The organism is Vibrio sp. 10N.261.46.A3 (genome assembly GCF_041472995.1).
Lineage (GTDB): Bacteria > Pseudomonadota > Gammaproteobacteria > Enterobacterales > Vibrionaceae > Vibrio > Vibrio coralliirubri.
The window spans coordinates 154,660-173,773 of record NZ_JBFRRH010000021.1 but is presented as its reverse complement, the minus strand read 5'-3'; the positions used below and the strand labels follow the sequence as shown (position 1 = coordinate 173,773).

Sequence of the window (19,114 nt, the reverse complement as noted above, 5' to 3'; positions counted from 1 at the left end):
GTAAAAGTATCCTAGTATATTAATCAACAATATTCATAATAATGGTTGTTATGAGACACGTATTAAATGCAATAGCTGCTCGGCTAACAATTCCAATTGTGTTACTCATGATCTTGGCGATGGTGATTCTGCCGCTGCCACCAATTTTATTGGATACGTTTTTTACCTTTAATATCATGCTTGCCATCGTCGTCTTGCTGGTCAGCAGTACCGTTTCACGAGTGCTTGATTTCTCTATATTTCCCTCGCTATTACTTGTCGCTACCCTGCTTCGATTAACCCTCAATGTAGCCTCTACCCGTATCGTTCTACTCGAAGGTCACAATGGCGGAGACGCCGCTGGTAAGGTGATTCAGTCTTTTGGTGAAGTGGTTATCGGCGGGAGCTATGTTGTCGGTATCGTGGTGTTCGTGATCTTGATGATCATTAACTTTGTGGTCATCACCAAAGGGGGCGAAAGGATCTCCGAAGTATCAGCGCGCTTTACTCTGGACGCCCTACCAGGGAAACAGATGGCCATTGATGCAGACTTAAATGCAGGCGCTATCGATCAGAAAGAAGCCAAAACTCGACGTTTAGAAGTAGGAGAAGAAGCGGAGTTCTACGGCGCAATGGACGGTGCCAGTAAGTTCGTTCGTGGTGATGCGATTGCTGGGCTATTAATCCTGTTCATCAACTTAATCGGTGGGGTTCTAATAGGAATATTTGAGCACAACCTAACCGCAGAAGCAGCTTTCCAAACCTATGCCCTACTGACCATTGGTGATGGTCTAGTTGCACAAATTCCATCGCTGTTACTGGCCACATCCGCCGCTATCATCGTGACACGAATTAGTGATAACGATAACGACATGGCACAAACGGTAAAAAGGCAGTTACTTGCGTCACCGAACAACTTATACATGGCTGCGGGAGTCATGTTTGTTATTGGTAGCGTACCAAACATGCCGCACTTAGCCTTTTATACCTTTACCGTATTGTTGGCGTTTGTCGGTTGGAGACAATCTAAATTTCAGCATGTTACGCCCGATACAAGCCCCGATTTAGATACGCTTCCTCAGCCTCATCAAGAAAATACGATTGATTGGAGCATTATTCCCAACGTGGATGTGATTGCCCTGTCGTTAGGCTTCAAGTTGGTTCCTTTAGCAAGCTCTCAAAAGGGCGGTAACCTGATTAAGAGTATTCGTGGCAGCCGAAAAACACTCAGTGAACAAATAGGCTTTGTGATGCCAGAGGTGGTGATAACCGACAACCTCTCACTCAAGCCTTCCGAATACGCCATTAGCATTGATGGCGATGAGATTGAGCGTGGCGAGGTTTATGCCGATAAAGCGATGGCAGTAGGCAACCATATTGAGCATCCAGATCTCGATGGCATTGTTGGCATCGACCCAGCCTATCAGCTTCCAGCGCTATGGATTAAAAAAGGGGATAAAACCAAGGCGATCAATCATGGCTTTCAAGTTATTGAGGTGCATGATGTCATCGCCACTCACGTCAGTAAAGTGTGCAGCGAACACCTAGACAACATATTCAATTATGATGACGTGAAAGCCCTCAACCAACGACTTGCTATGCAGCATCCTGAGCTTGCAGAGAACCTAGCAAGCGTTATTAGTCCGAACCTACAAATGCAGGTCATACGTCAATTGCTGGCTCAACAAGTGCCTATCATCAACGTGAGAACCATAGCCAACACCTTTATTGAAAGTGTCGACACCATAAAAGACCCAATCTTGCTGTCTTCTAATATCCGGGTCGCGTTAAAACGAACCATCGTCAATTTGATCTCGCCAAACAGCAAGACCATCCATGCTTTCATTATCGGGGCAACCTTAGAAGGAGAGTTAAAGGGGGCGATCTCTTTGAGTCAGCAAAGCGACCCCAATATTCCTCTGGACTCGATTCCCGTTGAGCCGACGATCTTGCAGAAATTCCAAAATCGCATGCCGACCATAGTACAAACCATGCAGAGCCAAAACCTACCACCGGTCATCGTAGTGCCTCCCACCACACGCCCTATGATAGCCAAGTTAGCCAAGGCCTTTGCCAAAGAGCTGATTGTGCTGAGTTACAATGAGATCCCAAATGAGTATGGATTAAATGTGTTAGGGGATGTGGAGTAAATAATAATTCGCTCATTGAATCTGATTTTAGAACACACGAACTCTGTTTTTTTCAATGACTACGCCGCGTAGTAACTTTCCAGACTGTCGATTCTTAACAGAGACTGTGTCACCTATCAGCCCACTTTCCAACGCCATTCCTAACGTTTCTAAACGTATACGATTCGATTGAAAAACCACATCCACAGAGTGCCCCTTTTCAACGTCATAATCCAAATACATCGAGGAAGTGGTCAACAAGCCTCCCTTGTTCACTGAGCGCTTAATTTTGCTGCCAACGATTTCGCTGGCCTTGAAGAACACCTTTTGGTCTTTGTAGAGTTTGATCGGTTCAATCGTAATATCGTCATGCGTTAGCCGTTGGCCTTTCTTAAGTGCTTTATTAGCTGTCGCAGTCCAGACGGTTATTGTCGACGTTGAGGTCGCAGAAAGGGTCCATCTCTCAGGCGCACAGCGCACATTCCACTTTTGTTTGCCAAGCTTGATCTTGCTTCTATGGGTCACTTCAACAGACTCAGTACACGGCGGTAACTGATGAATAGCCCGAGAAAAACGCAGCTGAACATCGAGTTGGTACTGTTGGGGATAGCGGTAGCGAATGGTTTGCTCAATGAGCGAATGGATTTGAGTGGAGAGTTGCTGTTCAAGTGCAATGCTATCTGATTCTGCATTCACCTTGGTCACACAACCATAGACGAGCAGCAATGTACCAGCTAGCTTTAATAACCTAACCATACACCGCCTCAGCCTAAACATTGACTCTTAATTGATGCTTACCAAGCGCCTCTTCCATTGCTTGATGCTGCATCACCATGACACTGCCTTGGCGCGCCAACTTGGTTTTACACTGGCTTATCGACTGCTCAATTTCCGCATCCAACGTTTGAACGCGTTGCAGTGCCTTTCCTTTAAGCCGAGCCTGCATGTTTTTTGCGTACTGTCGCTCTTTACAACCGAGCCGTTTGGCCAGAGCAAATCGCTTGGCGTCAGCGTCAGCTAGCCGTTGAGTCAGTGATGTGACCGCTTGATTGAGGGATTCCAGCTTCTGATACTCACGACTCAATATCGCAGCACGAATATCATCTAAACGTGCAGATAACTCGCCCGACAAAGCCAGCACATGCTGACCATAGGTAATATAACCAATCAGGTCACTTCTACGTTCCATGATCCAGTCTCGTAATGACTTTCGCTAACTCATCCATATCAAACACTAACTCTCCCGCGGAAATTTGCGCTTTTATCTGCTCGACTTTAGCCGTATCGATATCGTCTACACCGTCAAAAAGACTCTTGGTATTATCGAGTAACTCCACTTCATGCTGAGAGAGGTTAATCGGCTTCACCTTCGCTTTTTGATCGGGCTCGGTTTTTTTGTTTTGAACCACATCTACCTGAGTATGAGGCACAACGTGTTTCACATTGTCGACCTTAATTTGACTCATCTCTGCCTACCCATTTTGCTGCACTACTAATTAACTATAACGGCAGTATTTCGTCTCTGTTTCACCTTTTTCTTAATAGTTTGATTACATTGTCTCTGGTTGGCCCACTAAAGCCGCGATGAATTGACCTAAGCGACAGCTCTGGGTTACTCACTAACTGATGCTTAAAGCTGCCTAATTTTTGCAACTCGGGGTGTGAACAAAACGCGATAAGCTGATCAGCTTTTTGCCTTTTCATCTTCAACATTTTCGATAATGCCAAATACAGTTTATTAACCCGTTCAAGCAAGGCGTCGATTTGTTGATTTGAGCCCGGCTCATTGACCAACAAGCGACTGATGTCGTCCAACACGGGATAGCGAGCTTGAGCCGGCACCGCAATCGGAGGCCCTTCAGCATACCGACCACCTTGGCCTGAAACGAAAACCTGCCCATCCCACAAACGCCATTGTTGGTCCCGAATACCGATCACAAACTCTTGTTGTTTATTAATTCTGAGCTGCAAGTGCGCATAAGCAAACATCATCTTGAATTGTTCTAGCAATACCTCTCTGTCTTCTGAACGTTCAAACGCCAACGGTATCAAACGGTTATTGATGTACAGAGAAACAACCTCATCACGAAACCGTTCTCGCTGTAAGTCGAGTCCCGGAATCGTAAATTCGATAAAAGGGTTGTCGCCTTGAATCGGTGCAAAACTTGAGTCCACGACGTAGTCACCAAACAATCTTTTCTGACTCCAAAACACCAATTTTTTCTTAATGACATCGATGTGGTTGGCTTGCTCAGGGCTGTATTGATTCAATTCTGCTAACTGGCGCAGCTTAATCAATTCGCTCGCCACAGTTCGTAGCACTTCCCCCGCCATCATAAGCCTGCTGTACATTTTGTGAGAATCGGCAACCTCAGCAATCAGCTTAGGTCTTTCTTGCAAGTTCATTTGCACCATTTGCTGCCTAACGAGTGCATTGTTCGGCTTATTACTGGTTAGCTTTTCCGGCTTTTTAATTTTTCCCGTCGTTGTCGGATTCACCTGATTTTTGCGCTGCGTAATACCCGTGAGTCTCATACCACATCTCCGATTAGGTCAACCTTGGCTCGTTAGCAAAGTTCAGCTTGATGATCTCTTCCGATTGCATTTGTTTGACGATATCAATGATATCTTTACGTGCTTGCTCAACCTGACTGACCGGCACAGCACCAATGCGTACCAGGTTTTCTTTGAGCTCTGTCGATACCCGTTGTGGCATAGAGTTGATGATGTAAAGGCGACAATCTTTATTGGTACCTTTGAGTGCATATGCCCATTGCTCCAGGCTGACTCTTTCGTTAATCAGGTTGATGGTTTCTAGGTCTTGATTAAATAGGGTGAAGAAATCAAACATCGCCTCTTCCACCAGCTCTGCGGCTTCAGCGTCTTGATCATGAAGGAATTGGAATAAATTGCTTTTGTCACCGGAATAACGGTTGATAAGGTTCGCGACCACTTTCGAACCTTGCAGGCTGGCAGACCCGCCGCTGTGATAATTGACTTTGCAGCGATCGATAAGGTCTTTTAGTGTTTCCATCAGACCAGAGGTTAACACTTGTGTCTTAGAGATTTGCAGGATTAACGCATGGCACTCTTGTTCCTCATATTCCTCCATAACACGACCGCTGTATTCCAAAGGGAGGTGGGCAATCAATAGCGCTTGCAGGTTAATGTGCTCTTTCTTGAGATCATTGACCAAAAGCTCCGGAGGAATCCATGCCAGCTTTTCAGCATGTGAGCGGATCTCATCACCATAAATCTCCGACACAAGATCTCTCGCCAAATTGCCGTTTAACGTCTTTTCCAGCACATTGGTGATGTATTGTCGTGTCCCGCCGAGAATCCCGGAGTGCTTACGAAAATCATCAAAAAAGCCCGACAAAGAGACCAGCGCATCTTTGGCTTTGATGTCCTTCATTTTACTCATGGCATGCGTGATCTGTTTGATCTCTTCATGGGTGAAGCCTTTGAGTACTTCAGAACCGATGTCCTCTCCCATCGTCAACACCAACATCGCTACGCCGTCCACTGATTGATAGGTTTGTTTGCCATCCATGCACCTTCTCCCTACTGACTTTTATTTGGTTCGTTATGCTTGTATCCAAGTGCGTAAAATCTCAGCCACCCTATTCGGGTCTTCTTTTGCGATTAATTTGAGATGTTTAATTTGAACTTCGAGTGGGCTATCCGCAGATGGCAAATTGTCATCAAGCGCCTTAATACCGGTTGCATCAATACCTAACGATTCCAGTTTGGATTGTAAGGCTGCATCAGCGGCACGCTCTTCTTTGGTAATGACGTCATCGTATTCCATGCTTTCCGCTTCCAGCTCTTCTTGCTCCGCTGACTTAGTAAGGTATTGTGCTAGAGGTCGCAGCACCACCATGATCATCAAGCCACTGAGCATCACTCCAAGTAGATATTTAAGAGGCTGCATAATATGCGTGTTCTCAAACCAAGCAATCGGGGCTTGCTCTGGAATACTGGCAATCACAAAAGGGAAGTGAGTGATGTGAATGCTGTCGCCGCGCTCGGTATTGAACCCTATTGCCGAACGAACCACATTCTCAACATTAGTAAGCTCTTCAGGTGTCCAAGTTTGATTGGGGTTCGCTAAGTCGTTCACCACAATAGAGACCGAGAGGTTCTGCAATACACCTTGCTGATGCTGAGTATGGCGAACCTTGCCACTCACCGCATAATCACGCGATGTTTCACTTCGATTGACCTTGGCGTTGGGTTCGGGTTGAGGCTCTCCATCGGTCACTGGTGGTGTGTTGCTCAATGCCCCCGGAATCCCGAGCGCCATCGACGACTCGTTCATGTCACTCAATAAGGTCTCTTTTCGGACCACAGGATCAGCGTAGATTTCTTCTGTTTCTTCAACCTTAGAAAAATTAATATCACTGGCAATTTGAACTCGAAAGTTGGCTGCACCGAGAATTGGGGTCAGCATGTCAGTCGCTTGAGCGACCAAGTTTTTTTCAAGGTTACGCTTGTAATCGGATTGCTTGCCAGTCGTCACGGTAATGTCCCCAACCGTCGCATCATTTGATAACAAACGACCATGTTGATCGACCACTCGCACATGTTCCGATTTAAGTCCAATAACCGCACCAGATACTAAGTTAATGATGGACTCAACCTGAGTCGGCTTAAGATCCATTCCATTGATAATATGCACAATCACCGAGGCTCTCGGCTGCTCAGCGTCATCACGCATAAACAAACTTTCCTTCGGTATGGCCAAATGAACACGAGCCAAGCTCACTGCACTCATGGTGGTGATACTGCGTGCTAACTCGCCCTCTAGAGCATGGCGATAGCGAGCATTCTCCATAAACTGACTCTCGCCGAGGCTCTTTGAGCTATCTAGCGAATCAAAGCCACTCGGCAATTGTTCTTTTAAGCCTTTAGACGCCAATATCATGCGGATTTTGGCGACGTCACCTTCGGGAACCAGTATTTGTCCATCGTCCTGACTCAACTGGTAACGTATTGATTCCTCATCCAACATTTGCAGTACTTGGCTAGAGTCGAAGTTCGCTGATTTGCTATAGAGAGGTCTAAACCGTTCTGATGACGTCCACAACATAATCACGATGATCGCCGCAGTAATCGTCGCAAAAATAGTGATGATAATGACGTTGCGTTGTGAACTCTGCCAAAACCTCGTGAGCCAACTAGAGGCCTCAGTGAGCTTCTCTTTGGCTACTCCCATATTATTGGTCAACGCGGGTTGAGTTTCTGCTTCTGCTGCCATCGCTAATCCCTAGCCTAAATTGGCATTTTTATGATGTCTTGAAAGTTGGACACCATCTTGTTGCGCACTTGCATCAATGCATTAAATGAGAGCTGAGCTTTCTGTGATGCGACCGTCGCTCCCAATAAATCATCGCTTTTACCTAACTCAACGGCGGTGATTTTTTCCGAAGCATGAGATTGGTATCTATCTACGGTATCGAGCACACTTTTCAAGGTGTTGCTGAACGCCAGTGAATTATCGGATACCGGGTTAACCGTGTGATTGTCATGCGTGATGCCTCTCACCATCGCTCCCGTGACAGCCTGGTTAGAGAACGGATTACTGGCAACCTCTTGCTGCTGCTCTATCTTCCCTAACATTGCTTGTTGCATTTGGACTGCAGTCATCTTTTCCATTGTTTACCCTCGCGGTTGCATCACTTGCGCACTAACCGAATCTCTACGCGACGATTCTTATCCCGGCCTTGCTGAGTCGTGTTGTCATACTTAGGATAACGATCACCGTGGCCACGTATCTCAATCATTTTCTTTGACACGCCATTGCCCATAAACCACTGCGCAACGTCGGATCCTCTCTGCTTTGAAAGTTGTAAATTAGCGACGGAATCACCGGAATTATCGGTGTAACCATCAATCAAGATTCTAATGATTCTCGAGTCTCGTTTGACCAAGGTGCTGATGTCATTAATGGTGCGTTTCTGCCCTTCGGTGAGTGACACCGCCCCTTGCTGAAAGCGCAATTCGACTCGACGCGCATGCTGGAAGTTGACCGGCGGCAAGCCATAACGGCACTCATTAAATTGATCTAAAGCTGGCTTAAAGTTGGTGGTTGGGAAATAGACATCAAAATCCATCGCATTAACGTTAAACCAAGCGCCACTTGCCATATCATCCAACATCAAGGTTGCGCCATCGTCTGTCACCAAAGCGGCCCCTTGCTTGTTTACTCTTTCGATGGTGGTTGTGGTGTAAGACTGGGACGTTCCCCAAACAGGCTCTGTAGTATTGAATGACGTTGATGTCGGAAGTGAACGCACACCACGCTTTTCCACTCTGACCTCCATCGGGCTTGCCGCCAACAAAATGAATTGCACAGAAAAGCCGGTGTGGGGATCGAAAGAGTTCAATTCACACTGATCGACAGACTCTGTGAATCGCCACTCGACACTATCGAACGGAACAATGTAGCGCTGCGCCAAAACCAGAGTCGACAGCATCACTCCCCAGCCTATTAGCAATGCGCTCAGCATCTTGCCAAGGGCACGGCGAAAGACAGAGAAAGTGCCCAAGCTAACGGTTGCCCAAAAGTATTTATTCATAGCAAATCAAACAGTGAAATTCCGGCAACACGCGCAAAGGTTTTTTGCGTAGCTTCTAGCGCGATCATACCTTGGTTAAGTTCAACGGATGCCTCTGCATAATCGAGTTCCTCTAGCTCAGAACGAACGGTTTCTGCAAAGAACACCATATCGATACTGGTCTCTTTCAACCTGTCTAAGGCGTTGTATTGACTCCCAATATCAGTTAATGAAACCAACAAGCTTTGATGAAGCGCTTGGTTGGTATTGAGCGCGTTATCTAAAGCAGCAGTAAATCCCCCAGTTGGAAGCTCCAGTTCTGCTATCGCATTGTCTAAATCAGTAAAAATTGCACTACTACCTATGGTATCGGTGATGGTTAAGTTACTTGGCACGTATTGATTATCACCGACTTTAGTTTCACGATAATCTGAGTTGGGATTTAAGGCATAAGGCGGTGTTGTAGCGATCGCTGGCGTGCTGATATCCGTTCCTGAAAAGAGATAACTGCCGTCATTGGCTTGGTTCAATGTGTTCAACATTTCCGTTTTGAGGGACTTAAGTTCTAGCACTATCCCCGCTCTACTCTGTGAATCAAGCGTACCGTTTTTCCCTTGTAGGAGCAGTTCGTTCACTTGTTGAGAGAGCTCCTCAAGCGTGTTGACGTTAGTTTCGTAGCGCGTCAGCTGTGACTGCACGTTTTCGATATTGCGTTGGTACTGCTGATTGTCAGAGACGGTTTTTTTGAGCCCTTCAAGGCGCACAGCGGCAATCGGGTCATCGGATAAATGATTGATCTTCAGCCCGGTCGACATTTGCTCAAAAACTTTGTTCAAGCGGATATTGTTGTCCATTAATGAACGCTGCATCACCGCGTTAAATTGGGAGTCCGTTACACGCATCACTTTTCTCCTAGAATGCTCTTAGCAAGGTCTGAAACATCTGATTCGCCGTACTAATAATTTTCATGTTGGCCTCATAAGCGTTGAGGTACAGCAGCATGTTGGCGGCCTCTTCATCGGAATTAACCGCACTGACACTGTCTCTCGCCACTTGTGCGTCTTCCATGCTGACTTGAGCTGCCGTTGCCTCGCTCTGCGCCTGTCGAGTGAAAATACCGATATCACCGAGTAACCCTGAATAGGCGCTGTAGGGTGTTTCTCCCACCACAGAGCCATTGGTTAGTGGTGTTTGTGACAACATCGATAGGTCTTTCAACACATCGCCGTTTCCGGCAAGGGTCGCACTCGATGAAAAGGCTAAGTCTTGTGCAGTGAGGTTAGGATCAATCGCCAAAGATAAGGCTTCACTGCCTGGGGTGTAGGTAAACAAGTTCTGACCAGCTACACCATTAAGATCAAACCCTGAATTCAATGCCGTATTCACTCCATCAGCCAAGCCTTTGGCAAGATCTGCTAGCAGCGTTTGGATGGGATCGTATTGGTTCGTTTTTAGCGCTTCGAGCGCCCCTAACTCTCCACCTAACGAAGCATCAACAGGCGTCGTCACCGACTGAAAGGTAATGTTCAGTTCTATGCTGTAAGGATCTCCACTGGATAGGTCTCGCTCAAGCGATGCGGCATAACCACCAATTACTAAAGGCTGACCGTTTGGTGTCGAGAGTTCGACGCCGCCATTGGTATAGATCACCTGAACATCGAGAGACTTAGAGAGTTCATTGAGGTGTTTATCCATCGCATCTTGTAAGCCACCAACACTCTTGCCGAGCAGCGCATCTTCTTGCAGTTTTTGGTTTAGGGAAGCGATGCTTTCTAATTGGCTATTCACATGGGTAACCAGTGCGCCATAACGCTCACTTTGCGCGGCTTCTTGCTGACTCAGCTGCGCGGATACGGCGTTAAACTGTTGCGCTAAAGCATCAGCATTTGTCAGTACTTGCTGACGGAAAGCGACGCTTTCAGGTGTCACACTGGCCTCATCAATGGCAGCAAAAAATCCGTTCATTCCCTGTGTAAGACTAAGCCCATCAGCTCCTAACAAGTTCTCCAAATTGGACAAACCATTAAAATAGCTTTGACTATATTGGGCAGATTCCGTCGCTTCTCTTAGTCGATTAATAGACGATTGATCGGCAATCCGCAGGATATCGCTAACCTCAACGCCAGAGCCTAAGTTAATACCATTCACGGCATTGCCAGATAAACTGGCTTCCATCGTCACGATTTGACGGCTATACCCTGGGGTATTCACATTAGCGGTATTTTGCGCCGTTGTATTGAGAGCTACGCGGTTGGCGAGTGCACCACTTAATCCAATGTTGGTCATTCCCATTACTGATTCTCCTTATCAAAAGGGCGGCCGATAACTTGTGATGACAACTGTTTAAAGATCATCTCGGCTAACCCAAACGACGATTGACGACTGATTCGTTGTGCAAGCTGAGCATCTAGCATGCCCTGAAACATATCATCTGATTTCATCGACAACGGGTTATCTTTGTCACTAAGCGCTTGGCTGGCAGAACGCATTCGGGTCAGCATTTGTTGTAAAAACAACGCCTCAAACTGTTGTGAAGCCGCTAATAATCCTGAGGCAGAATTGTCATGCTTCAATTTAGCAAGTGCGTTGTTGTCTAAGTAAAAGTTGGTCTTAGCTTGGCTTGAACCTGCGCTGGCTTTCGCCATGTGCACCGTTTCAGGCGCTCTATTCATCATTAATCTTGCAAATGGCAGCGGATGATCAGCATGTTTAACCGACGCTGCCATTTTTGAGTTGTCCAGTATTGGCGTCGCTTGGTTACTCGATATCGGTTCAAGCGCCACGTGAGTCAAAGCCGTTAGATTCGTCATTAGATCACCACCAAATCACCGTTGATGGCACCTATCTCATCGAGTGCCTGCAAAATTTGCATAAGCGCCTCTGGTGTCGCACCAATGTTGTTAATAGCATCAACGATCTCCTGCAGATTGGTCCCTTTCGGCCAAACCATAGTGGTCCCATCTTCCTCATCAACACTCACTTGAGAGTTCTGAATAATCGCGGTTTCTCCAGCAGTATTGAAAGCACCACCAGGCTGAGAAACAGATTGAGATTCCAATATCGTCACGGTAATCCCGCCTTGGCTGACCGCCGCTTCAGACACCGTCACGTTCTGGCTGATCACCACAGTTCCGGTGCGAGAGTTGAACACGACCTTAGGCAGTCGTCGCCCCTCATCAACCTCAAGCTCTTGAATCATGGCAATAAACATCACTCGGTCTTCGCTATCAATCGGTGCAGAGACTTGGATCTGACCTTTATTGAGCGCTTTGGCTACCTGCCCGCCGAACATCTTATTAATGGCTTTGGAAACATTGAGCGCGGTTTCGTAATTCGGTTGTTTGAGTTGCAAGCGTATCGTTGGCTCTAAATCAGTACCGGTCGATACCTCACGCTCCAAGGTCGCGCCATTGGGAATACGCCCGACGGTCGGTGTGTTCCTTGTAATGCTGGTTCCGTTTTCACCGGTAGCATTGAAGCCACCAACAACCAGACTGCCTTGTGCTATTGCGTAAACTTCGCCATCGATACCTCGTAATGGAGTCAGCAATAAGGTGCCGCCGCGTAAGCTTTTTGCGTCCCCCAATGAAGACACCGTCACCGTCAGGGTTTGACCTGCCCCTTGGTGAGGTTCCACCATGGCTGTGACACTAACGGCGGCGACATTTTTCAATTTAGGGTTGGTGGAATCATCCAGTTGCACCCCAAATTGTTTGATCATGTTAACCACCGACTGTTGTGTGAACTTCACTTGCGATTTATCGCCAGACCCGTCCAAGCCGACAACTAATCCATAGCCAATAAGTTGGTTTTGTCTGTCTCCATACACCTCTGCGACTTCAGCAATCGGCCGCGCTGCATCGACCACCGAAGTAAAACAGAGCAAGCACCAAGGCAACGCCAACGAGGTTAAGTAGAAGCGAATTAGGGAACTCATTAGAATGGCATCCATGGCGAATTGAAGAACTGGGTCAACCAACCTGCAGTATTGGTATCAGCAAACGAGCCGCGGCCAGCATAGGTGATTCTTGCATCAGCGATTCGCTGGGAGGAGAGGGTATTGTCTGCCTGAATATCATCGACCCTGACATTGCCGGTCAGACGAATATATTCGTCCCCTTGGTTTAGCTTGAGCCACTTTTCACCTCTTACCCTAAGCACACCATTGGGCAAGACGTTGTAAACGGTGACAGTAATAGAGCCTGACAAGCTGTTGCCTTGCTTTGAGGCAGCAGCACCATCAAAATCACGGGTGGCATCAACGGAAGCGCTCACGTCATCAAACGTCTTGTTGCCCAATGTGGGTGCGGTGATGTTGGCACTGGAATCTTTGCCATATTGAGTTGAGGCACTCTTATCTGACTCTGTCTTTTCATCCAACAACACCGTTAAAATATCGCCCACACGGTACGCTCTTCGATCTTGAAACAGGGTCATCGAGGTGGTGCCTGTATAAAGGCTGCCTTTGCTGACTCTTGTCACTTGATAGTCCAGCTCTGGCGGTGCATACGCTTCATCATTCGGCGATGGTGGAATAAAATCGTCTTGGCGACCAGCACAGCCGGCAACCATCACCACCAGCAAGGTAACTACGGTGAGGTAATAAATCACACAGATTGCATGCGCCTTACCCAACCCTGGTTTAATTGACTTTTCCATGTCAGAACTCCCTAACGACCATCGCTATTCGCTCGTTAAAGCGAAAGCTATGATTGTTGCGCGATGTACTGCAGCATCTCATCGGCTGCGCTGACCATCTTGGCGCTCATCTCATAAGCGCGTTGGGTGGCGATCATATCGACCATCTCTTCCACCACCTGTACGTTCGACCCTTCAAGTGCTCCTTGTTTTAATTGGCCTGAACCTTCTGTTCCGGCGACGAGTTCGACCGCTTCACCTGAACCTTCAGTTTCAATAAATAAGTTTCCCCCTTGAGCAGAAAGCCCCGCAGGATTCATGAATTTAACGATAGTAATTTGCCCTAGGTCTTCAGGGTTAACTTGGCCCGGTATCGTGGCGCTGACCACACCATCAGCAGTAATGCTGACTAGGGTCGCTTCTGGAGGAATGACAACTTCAGGAATCAAAGGATAGCCTTGCGTGTTGACTAGCTGCCCATCAGAGTTAGTTTGAAATTGCCCATTTCGGGTATAAAGCAGTTCTCCTTCTGAGTTCTCTATCTGGAAAAAACCATCACCCAAAATAGCTAAATCAAACTGTTGATTCGTATTCTGAATATTCCCTTGGGTAAACACTTTCTCGGTGCCGACTACTCGAACACCATTACCAAGCTGAATACCTGTAGGATGTTCATTGAGCTCTGTGGTTTCGGTACCCGCTTGTTTATCGACGCTATAAAAAAGATCTTCGAACACCACGCGGTCACGCTTGAAACCCACCGTATTGATATTGGCAAGGTTGTTCGAAATAGCCGTCATTTTTGCATCTTGTGCGGCCATCCCTGTTTTGGATATCCATAAGGCACTGTGCATAATTCCCTTCCTTAAGCTTTGAGAAGCTTATTGCCTATCTGAGCGATTTCATCTGCAGATGCCATCACTTCAATTTGCATTTCGTATTGTCGAGTCAGCGACATAATGCTGACCAACTCTTCTAAACTGGAGACATTACTCGCTTCTAAATAACCAGAACGAACCTGAACGGTAAAATCTTCAGCCAATGCTTGCCCGCCTTTCGGAACAAAATGACCACTGGCATGCATGGTCATTTGCTCATTCTCAGGCTTAACCAGCTTAAGGGCGCCAACCTCTAGCGACGCCTCACCACCAATTGGGGTAATAGACACCAACCCATTCGAGCTCACCGACACAAACTCAAAGTCGGGTAACACCATTGGACCTTCTGTCGACATCACCCGACGCTCACCAAGATAGAGTTGCCCATTACCATCCAATCGAAAATTACCCGCCCGAGTAAAGAGCTGAGCAGGTTCATCTTCTAGCCCTTCGAGCGTAATAAAACCATCACCATTGATCGCAATATCCAATGGTCGCTCTGTACGTATATCTTCACCCTGAGCAAAGTTATTAATCGATGAGTTGGTTCTGGAAGTAACGGAAGTCAGAAAGCCTGAGCCCTCAAGGCGCATCGGTGTTGAGTGCTCCATTAAGGCTTTAAAACCTACGGTGTCCGCATGTGACAGATTATTTGCGCGAACGTGCTGAGCGAGCATGGTTCGCTCTGCACCTTTCGCTGCACTGAATAGAATAGGATTCATAGCGCTACACCACGTTGAACAAGGCTTGCGTCAATTGATCCGATGTCGATATCGACTTGGTATTGGCTTGATAGTTACGCTGAGCCGTCATTAAGGCCACCAATTCAGACGTCAGATCGACGTTAGAACCTTCGAGCGCACCAGAAGTCAAATCACCGAATACCCCACTGCCCGCGGTGCCAAGAACTGGCGTACCGGAGCTGAAGCTTTGCAACCAAGCTGTATCACTGGTTTTGATCATGTTTTGAGGAGAAGCAAAGTCGGCAAGCACCACCTGACCTTGCAATTGAGATTGGCCGTTGGTGTAGGTCGCAAATATACGGCCATCGTTTTCCATACGAACACTGGCATAGTCACCAGAGGTATAACCATTCGGGCTATTTTTGGAGACAACGAAGTCACTACCAAATTGAGTGACCGCAGCAAGGTCAATATTAACCGTAACACTGTTCGCCCCATTCGCAGGGTCAAAACTGACTGAATAATTTCCCCCAGACGAAATGGTGCCATCGGCATTAAAAGTAAAGTTTGCTGTGTCTGTTGCAGTTGGTGACGCGGCAGGTATCAAGGCATCAGCGCCATCAATCGCTTTACCATCGACCAAAACATGGACATCCCAATCATTGGATGCACCTTTTACAAAGTACTGACTCACCGTATGTGGGTTACCCAGAGAGTCATAAACTGGAGTGGTATAGGAATGGTTGTAGGTGGATGAATCACTGTAATCAAATGCGGTGGCGGGAACTTGCTCTCTGGCATCTAAATTGGCAACAAACTCAATGGCATCGGTTTCCCTAGCCTGCAAGGATGCAGTACTGATCTGCACGGTGCCTACCGACCCCAACAGCAGGTTATTATTGCCATCAACCGAGTAACCTTGCAGAGCCGCACCACTATTTGCCGTGATCACGCCATCGGCATTCATGTTGAAAATACCAGAACGGGTATAGAGGGTTTGCCCTTTACTGTCTTCAAGCACAAAGAAGCCATTACCACTCAATGCCATATCCAGAGATCGCCCTGTACCTGTAACCGTTCCACTTTTTTCAAAGTTTTGCGAAACCCCAACCACTTCAACGCCACCAGCTTCACTGCCGCTATAAACGGAAGCAAACTCGGTTCTCGACTCTTTAAAACCTGTCGTAGAAACATTAGCAATATTATTCGAAATGGTGTTCAGCTCTGAGTTCGAGGCATTAAGCCCGCTCAGTGCAATACTAAAACTCATAATGTCTTCCTCTTCACGCTAAAGAGGCTATCTCCGCAGGTTTACTTAGCTAGCGAAGAACGACAGCCGCCATCTTACTTACTTTAAAAAAACAAACTAAAACCGGCAAAAGCCGAAAAATATAGCGAAAATCTTTTAACCTATTTCAAACTTTACTCATTTGAGAAGGCAGCAACGTCATAAAACGCCACCATGCCAACTCCCTTTACCTGCAAGTGACTGGTACCACCGATTAGAGGTGTCGTCACATGTTCCACTTGGCCATGCTGATAAATCGATGGCTGATAGTCTTGTCCACTGTCCAATTTGATACGCATTTGGTACTCACCCGTCAGCCCCATGGCTTGCGCATCCAATGTGTAATCCACTCGCCCTGCACTGTTCGGACCAAGGTTCATCGACTTAACGTTGCCAAGTGAGTCAACTAACTCCAGTATCACGGTATTCGATGGCGCCTGTAACTCAACGTATCCCGCATGCTGATCAACACCCGATGCAGACAAGCGATCACTTTTTACCGTCACTGTTTTATCAATCAGCGCGGCGGTGCTAAGCACTTGTAAGTTATCGAGCATTGTCGAGTTGTTTTGCGTCAGCTGAACAAGGTTTTCTGTACTTTCAACCTGAGAGAACTGCGCCAACTGTGCGACATATTCCGTGCCGTCAGTTGGGTTGAGTGGATCTTGATTTTCAATCTGAGCCACCATTAAAGTAATGAACTCATTCTTTAATGCACTCGCACTATTCGGATTATCTTGAGGGGTGATCGTTGACGCAGACTCAATATTATTGACCTGCGCCGCACCGGATATCGTCGTCATGGTGTAATTCCTCTGGCGTCATTGGCAGCAGTTACATTAACTACGCCAAAGCCCCATCAGTGATTGTTGCATCGACTTTACGTTGCCGAGCACTTCTACGCTGGCTTCAAAACTACGAGTAGCCGATATCATGTCAGCCATTTCGTTAACGACATTAATGCCAGAGTAATAAACATACCCTTCGTCATTGGAAAGAGGATTGTTGGGCTCATAACGGCCTTCCATCATTGAAGAGACTTCAACAACATCGGCAATGCGAATCGGCACCACACCTTGCTGTTGAGTTTGCTGTGCATTGAAGTGGTTATAGACTGCTGAGAAAATCGGTTTCAGCGGTTTATAGACTTTTGATGGGTCACCAGATACTGAATCGGCATTCGCCAAATTACTGGAGATAGTATTAAGCCTGACGGTCTGTGCACTCATCGCTGAGCCTGCCGTCTCGTAGATACCTAAGAAAGCCATGATGTCCCTACCTAATTCACTTATTGTCCCTTGATGGCAGACTTTATCCCGTTGATCTTAGACTGCAAAAACGCAAGGCTCTGATGATAATCCATCACATTTTTTGCGAACCTAGCTTGCTCATTTTCTAGCTCAACAGTGTTGCCATCTCGTGTTCTTTGCACAGGAATCCGATATTGAGCCGTCGTACCTATGTACCAGTCTTTTGAGTGACCAATACCACTGAGTACCGCCTCGAATCTTAGATCCATCGCTTTGTAATTAGGCGTGTCCACGTTAGCAATATTGGAGCTCAATACTGCCGCTCTGTCCAAACGAAACTGCACCATTTTTGGGTGTACCCCAAGCGCATCGTCTAAGTGAATCATTGCCCTAGCCTCGTCGTTGTTTGGCCTTAATCCTTTAAAGAAGTAGGCCTTTAACTTTTTATATTTTCTCTCACAACCAAAGTTGAAATGAGATTGCTTTAACCTATAGTTAGGATTAATTAGCGTGTCAAATTTGAGAATGACCGCAAAAACCAACAATTGGTACTTGACATGAAGAAGTTATCATTGACTGAATTCGGAAATCCGAGCATAAAAATGCGTAAGTTTCTGTTAAGACACTCAAGCCATTTCTCTACAGAAATTATTGATATTTTTAAATTTAACTTTGCGGGCCGTCACGTAAAAGCCACGTTTTCAGAAGCTCGTCGACCTCCAGCAAATAGCATCAAAACCGTTCTTCATATTGAGGAATTTGGGCATGTTTTTTTCTTTATTGCACCTCAAGCTGCCGATATTCTGCTACACAAGCACCTCAACAACCCGTTACCACTCAAGAAATCAAAGCGTAGCAATAACGACATTGCGTTAACCCAAACCCACCTAAGGCTTTTTCAAAAATTCGCCATGGCGATAACCAACGCGCTGACTGCCGATGCCAATCACTACGCCATTGAGCACACCGACCATCAGCCCTCTGACATTGGTGTCACCATTACGTTTGAGTTCGACGACCAACAGCTCGATCTGACCTTCATGATCGACAACAAATACGTGAAAAAGCTGCGCGACATGATGGAAAGTAACGAAACCTTTGATCGGGAAGAGATACTCGACAACTTACGCTATCAGCCCGTTGAGCTAGGGTGCGTCATGCTTCACCGGCAGTGCACACTCCATGAGCTTTCTCAGCTAAAACCCGGGGATTTTATGCCCATGACCTTGTGCAAAAACCTCACGGTCAAGGTCAACGGACACCCTACTTTTTTTGGCAAACTTCAATCCATAAACTCTGAACTGGGAGTCGAAATCGATGGCTAACGACAAAGAGACACACAACATTGACAGCTCAATGAGCGACTTAAACCTTCATGATGAATTACCAGATCTTGATGACTTAGATTTGGATGATCTTACCGACGACTTGGACTTGGGGGACGACAAAGAGCATATGAGTAACATCTCTCTGCTCAAGAGCATCCCTGTCGACATAACCGTTGAGGTTGCACGTAAGACATTGATATTAGATGAGCTACTAAATTTAAAAGCAGGCAGTGTCGTGATGCTGGAAAAACATGAAGGCGATCCCGTCGATATCAAGATCAATGGCACCGCGTTTGGCACAGGGGAGATAGTATCCAAGAATGGTCAGTATGGCGTTAGATTACTGAGCATCATCAAGAAACCAAGTAAGTAGCTCCTTTG

At 46.7% G+C, this 19,114-nt stretch carries 22 protein-coding genes; 3 read left to right on the top strand and 19 right to left on the bottom strand.

Features of this window, described 5'->3' with window-relative positions:
• Nucleotides 1-41 precede the first annotated feature (41 nt).
• Nucleotides 42-2,129 carry a flagellar biosynthesis protein FlhA gene (locus AB4484_RS05720; protein ID WP_372076867.1) on the top strand — a complete coding sequence of 696 codons (2,088 nt, stop codon included), beginning with the start codon at nucleotides 42-44 and terminating at the stop codon, nucleotides 2,127-2,129.
• A gap of 27 nt (nucleotides 2,130-2,156) precedes the next feature.
• On the opposite strand, the gene flgA is transcribed toward AB4484_RS05720, so the two are convergent.
• The 19 genes from flgA to AB4484_RS05625 form a co-directional block, all read right to left on the bottom strand.
• Nucleotides 2,157-2,864 carry a flagellar basal body P-ring formation chaperone FlgA gene (gene flgA / locus AB4484_RS05715; RefSeq protein ID WP_048610364.1) on the bottom strand — a complete coding sequence of 236 codons (708 nt, stop codon included), beginning with the start codon at nucleotides 2,862-2,864 and terminating at the stop codon, nucleotides 2,157-2,159.
• A gap of 13 nt (nucleotides 2,865-2,877) precedes the next feature.
• Nucleotides 2,878-3,297: a hypothetical protein gene (locus AB4484_RS05710; RefSeq protein WP_061037799.1), complete on the bottom strand. Its 420-nt coding sequence runs from the start codon at nucleotides 3,295-3,297 to the stop codon at nucleotides 2,878-2,880.
• Complete coding sequence (locus tag AB4484_RS05705) at nucleotides 3,287-3,574, bottom strand: flagellar biosynthesis anti-sigma factor FlgM (RefSeq protein ID WP_061031954.1); 288 nt, start codon at nucleotides 3,572-3,574, stop codon at nucleotides 3,287-3,289. The genes AB4484_RS05710 and AB4484_RS05705 overlap by 11 nt, the downstream gene beginning before the upstream one ends.
• A 61-nt stretch (nucleotides 3,575-3,635) precedes the next feature.
• On the bottom strand, nucleotides 3,636-4,643 hold the full coding sequence (locus AB4484_RS05700; RefSeq protein ID WP_372076864.1) for a hypothetical protein: 1,008 nt from the start codon (nucleotides 4,641-4,643) through the stop codon (nucleotides 3,636-3,638).
• Nucleotides 4,644-4,656: 13 nt separating this feature from the next.
• Nucleotides 4,657-5,661 (bottom strand): FliG C-terminal domain-containing protein, encoded by a 1,005-nt coding sequence (locus AB4484_RS05695; RefSeq protein WP_048610108.1) that lies wholly within the window; start codon nucleotides 5,659-5,661, stop codon nucleotides 4,657-4,659.
• Between the two features lie 33 nt (nucleotides 5,662-5,694).
• Nucleotides 5,695-7,368: a flagellar basal-body MS-ring/collar protein FliF gene (gene fliF, locus AB4484_RS05690; RefSeq protein WP_050651144.1), complete on the bottom strand. Its 1,674-nt coding sequence runs from the start codon at nucleotides 7,366-7,368 to the stop codon at nucleotides 5,695-5,697.
• 14 nt (nucleotides 7,369-7,382) lie between these two features.
• Entirely contained in the window at nucleotides 7,383-7,757 is a 375-nt protein-coding gene (locus AB4484_RS05685; RefSeq protein ID WP_086968991.1) for a flagellar hook-basal body complex protein FliE, read from the bottom strand.
• A 29-nt stretch (nucleotides 7,758-7,786) separates the two neighbouring features.
• The gene (locus AB4484_RS05680; protein WP_372076862.1) at nucleotides 7,787-8,689 is read right to left on the bottom strand and encodes an OmpA family protein; all 903 of its coding nucleotides are present in this window, start codon (nucleotides 8,687-8,689) and stop codon (nucleotides 7,787-7,789) included.
• Entirely contained in the window at nucleotides 8,686-9,570 is an 885-nt protein-coding gene (gene flgL / locus AB4484_RS05675; RefSeq protein WP_050643539.1) for a flagellar hook-associated protein FlgL, read from the bottom strand. The genes AB4484_RS05680 and flgL overlap by 4 nt, the downstream gene beginning before the upstream one ends.
• 10 nt (nucleotides 9,571-9,580) lie before the next feature.
• Entirely contained in the window at nucleotides 9,581-10,960 is a 1,380-nt protein-coding gene (flgK, locus tag AB4484_RS05670) for a flagellar hook-associated protein FlgK (RefSeq protein ID WP_372076859.1), read from the bottom strand.
• Nucleotides 10,960-11,478 (bottom strand): rod-binding protein, encoded by a 519-nt coding sequence (locus tag AB4484_RS05665; RefSeq protein WP_372076857.1) that lies wholly within the window; start codon nucleotides 11,476-11,478, stop codon nucleotides 10,960-10,962. Before AB4484_RS05665 ends, flgK begins: the two co-directional genes overlap by 1 nt.
• A complete protein-coding gene (locus AB4484_RS05660; protein ID WP_372076854.1) occupies nucleotides 11,478-12,605 on the bottom strand; it encodes a flagellar basal body P-ring protein FlgI in 1,128 nt (375 codons plus the stop codon). Before AB4484_RS05660 ends, AB4484_RS05665 begins: the two co-directional genes overlap by 1 nt.
• Complete coding sequence (flgH, locus tag AB4484_RS05655; protein WP_048610372.1) at nucleotides 12,605-13,240, bottom strand: flagellar basal body L-ring protein FlgH; 636 nt, start codon at nucleotides 13,238-13,240, stop codon at nucleotides 12,605-12,607. The genes AB4484_RS05660 and flgH overlap by 1 nt, the downstream gene beginning before the upstream one ends.
• A gap of 134 nt (nucleotides 13,241-13,374) precedes the next feature.
• The gene (gene flgG / locus AB4484_RS05650) at nucleotides 13,375-14,160 is read right to left on the bottom strand and encodes a flagellar basal-body rod protein FlgG (protein WP_048610117.1); all 786 of its coding nucleotides are present in this window, start codon (nucleotides 14,158-14,160) and stop codon (nucleotides 13,375-13,377) included.
• Nucleotides 14,161-14,171: 11 nt separating this feature from the next.
• Nucleotides 14,172-14,906 (bottom strand): flagellar hook-basal body complex protein, encoded by a 735-nt coding sequence (locus AB4484_RS05645; RefSeq protein WP_048610119.1) that lies wholly within the window; start codon nucleotides 14,904-14,906, stop codon nucleotides 14,172-14,174.
• Nucleotides 14,907-14,910: 4 nt separating this feature from the next.
• A complete protein-coding gene (gene flgE, locus AB4484_RS05640) occupies nucleotides 14,911-16,137 on the bottom strand; it encodes a flagellar hook protein FlgE (protein WP_048610121.1) in 1,227 nt (408 codons plus the stop codon).
• Nucleotides 16,138-16,289: 152 nt separating this feature from the next.
• Nucleotides 16,290-16,958, bottom strand: coding sequence for a flagellar hook capping FlgD N-terminal domain-containing protein (locus AB4484_RS05635; protein ID WP_050643541.1), 669 nt, complete (start codon nucleotides 16,956-16,958; stop codon nucleotides 16,290-16,292).
• Nucleotides 16,959-16,994: 36 nt separating this feature from the next.
• Nucleotides 16,995-17,423, bottom strand: coding sequence for a flagellar basal body rod protein FlgC (gene flgC, locus AB4484_RS05630; protein ID WP_048610123.1), 429 nt, complete (start codon nucleotides 17,421-17,423; stop codon nucleotides 16,995-16,997).
• Nucleotides 17,424-17,443: 20 nt separating this feature from the next.
• Complete coding sequence (locus tag AB4484_RS05625; protein ID WP_048610376.1) at nucleotides 17,444-17,791, bottom strand: flagellar basal body protein; 348 nt, start codon at nucleotides 17,789-17,791, stop codon at nucleotides 17,444-17,446.
• Between the two features lie 171 nt (nucleotides 17,792-17,962).
• On the opposite strand from AB4484_RS05625, the gene AB4484_RS05620 reads away from it, so the two are divergent.
• Entirely contained in the window at nucleotides 17,963-18,730 is a 768-nt protein-coding gene (locus AB4484_RS05620; protein ID WP_048610125.1) for a FliM/FliN family flagellar motor switch protein, read from the top strand.
• Nucleotides 18,723-19,106: a FliM/FliN family flagellar motor switch protein gene (locus AB4484_RS05615; RefSeq protein ID WP_048610127.1), complete on the top strand. Its 384-nt coding sequence runs from the start codon at nucleotides 18,723-18,725 to the stop codon at nucleotides 19,104-19,106. Before AB4484_RS05620 ends, AB4484_RS05615 begins: the two co-directional genes overlap by 8 nt.
• Nucleotides 19,107-19,114: the final 8 nt, after the last annotated feature.

What these genes read in the sequence shown, in the direction of transcription:
- flgK (WP_372076859.1), bottom strand. Translation starts at nt 10,960, where the DNA reads ATGGGAATGACCAACATTGGATTAAGTGGTGCACTCGCCAACCGCGTA.
- AB4484_RS05665 (WP_372076857.1), bottom strand. Translation starts at nt 11,478, where the DNA reads ATGACGAATCTAACGGCTTTGACTCACGTGGCGCTTGAACCGATATCG.
- flgL (WP_050643539.1), bottom strand. Translation starts at nt 9,570, where the DNA reads ATGCGTGTAACGGACTCCCAATTTAACGCGGTGATGCAGCGTTCATTA.
- AB4484_RS05710 (WP_061037799.1), bottom strand. Translation starts at nt 3,297, where the DNA reads ATGGAACGTAGAAGTGACCTGATTGGTTATATTACCTATGGTCAGCAT.
- flgA (WP_048610364.1), bottom strand. Translation starts at nt 2,864, where the DNA reads ATGGTTAGGTTATTAAAGCTAGCTGGTACATTGCTGCTCGTCTATGGT.
- AB4484_RS05720 (WP_372076867.1), top strand. Translation starts at nt 42, where the DNA reads ATGGTTGTTATGAGACACGTATTAAATGCAATAGCTGCTCGGCTAACA.
- flgE (WP_048610121.1), bottom strand. Translation starts at nt 16,137, where the DNA reads ATGAGTTTTAGTATTGCACTGAGCGGGCTTAATGCCTCGAACTCAGAG.
- AB4484_RS05645 (WP_048610119.1), bottom strand. Translation starts at nt 14,906, where the DNA reads ATGAATCCTATTCTATTCAGTGCAGCGAAAGGTGCAGAGCGAACCATG.
- AB4484_RS05685 (WP_086968991.1), bottom strand. Translation starts at nt 7,757, where the DNA reads ATGACTGCAGTCCAAATGCAACAAGCAATGTTAGGGAAGATAGAGCAG.
- AB4484_RS05700 (WP_372076864.1), bottom strand. Translation starts at nt 4,643, where the DNA reads ATGAGACTCACGGGTATTACGCAGCGCAAAAATCAGGTGAATCCGACA.
- AB4484_RS05695 (WP_048610108.1), bottom strand. Translation starts at nt 5,661, where the DNA reads ATGGATGGCAAACAAACCTATCAATCAGTGGACGGCGTAGCGATGTTG.
- AB4484_RS05680 (WP_372076862.1), bottom strand. Translation starts at nt 8,689, where the DNA reads ATGAATAAATACTTTTGGGCAACCGTTAGCTTGGGCACTTTCTCTGTC.
- AB4484_RS05620 (WP_048610125.1), top strand. Translation starts at nt 17,963, where the DNA reads ATGAAGAAGTTATCATTGACTGAATTCGGAAATCCGAGCATAAAAATG.
- AB4484_RS05635 (WP_050643541.1), bottom strand. Translation starts at nt 16,958, where the DNA reads ATGACGACGATATCCGGTGCGGCGCAGGTCAATAATATTGAGTCTGCG.
- AB4484_RS05660 (WP_372076854.1), bottom strand. Translation starts at nt 12,605, where the DNA reads ATGAGTTCCCTAATTCGCTTCTACTTAACCTCGTTGGCGTTGCCTTGG.
- flgC (WP_048610123.1), bottom strand. Translation starts at nt 17,423, where the DNA reads ATGGCTTTCTTAGGTATCTACGAGACGGCAGGCTCAGCGATGAGTGCA.
- flgG (WP_048610117.1), bottom strand. Translation starts at nt 14,160, where the DNA reads ATGCACAGTGCCTTATGGATATCCAAAACAGGGATGGCCGCACAAGAT.
- flgH (WP_048610372.1), bottom strand. Translation starts at nt 13,240, where the DNA reads ATGGTTGCCGGCTGTGCTGGTCGCCAAGACGATTTTATTCCACCATCG.
- AB4484_RS05705 (WP_061031954.1), bottom strand. Translation starts at nt 3,574, where the DNA reads ATGAGTCAAATTAAGGTCGACAATGTGAAACACGTTGTGCCTCATACT.
- AB4484_RS05615 (WP_048610127.1), top strand. Translation starts at nt 18,723, where the DNA reads ATGGCTAACGACAAAGAGACACACAACATTGACAGCTCAATGAGCGAC.
- AB4484_RS05625 (WP_048610376.1), bottom strand. Translation starts at nt 17,791, where the DNA reads ATGATTCACTTAGACGATGCGCTTGGGGTACACCCAAAAATGGTGCAG.
- fliF (WP_050651144.1), bottom strand. Translation starts at nt 7,368, where the DNA reads ATGGCAGCAGAAGCAGAAACTCAACCCGCGTTGACCAATAATATGGGA.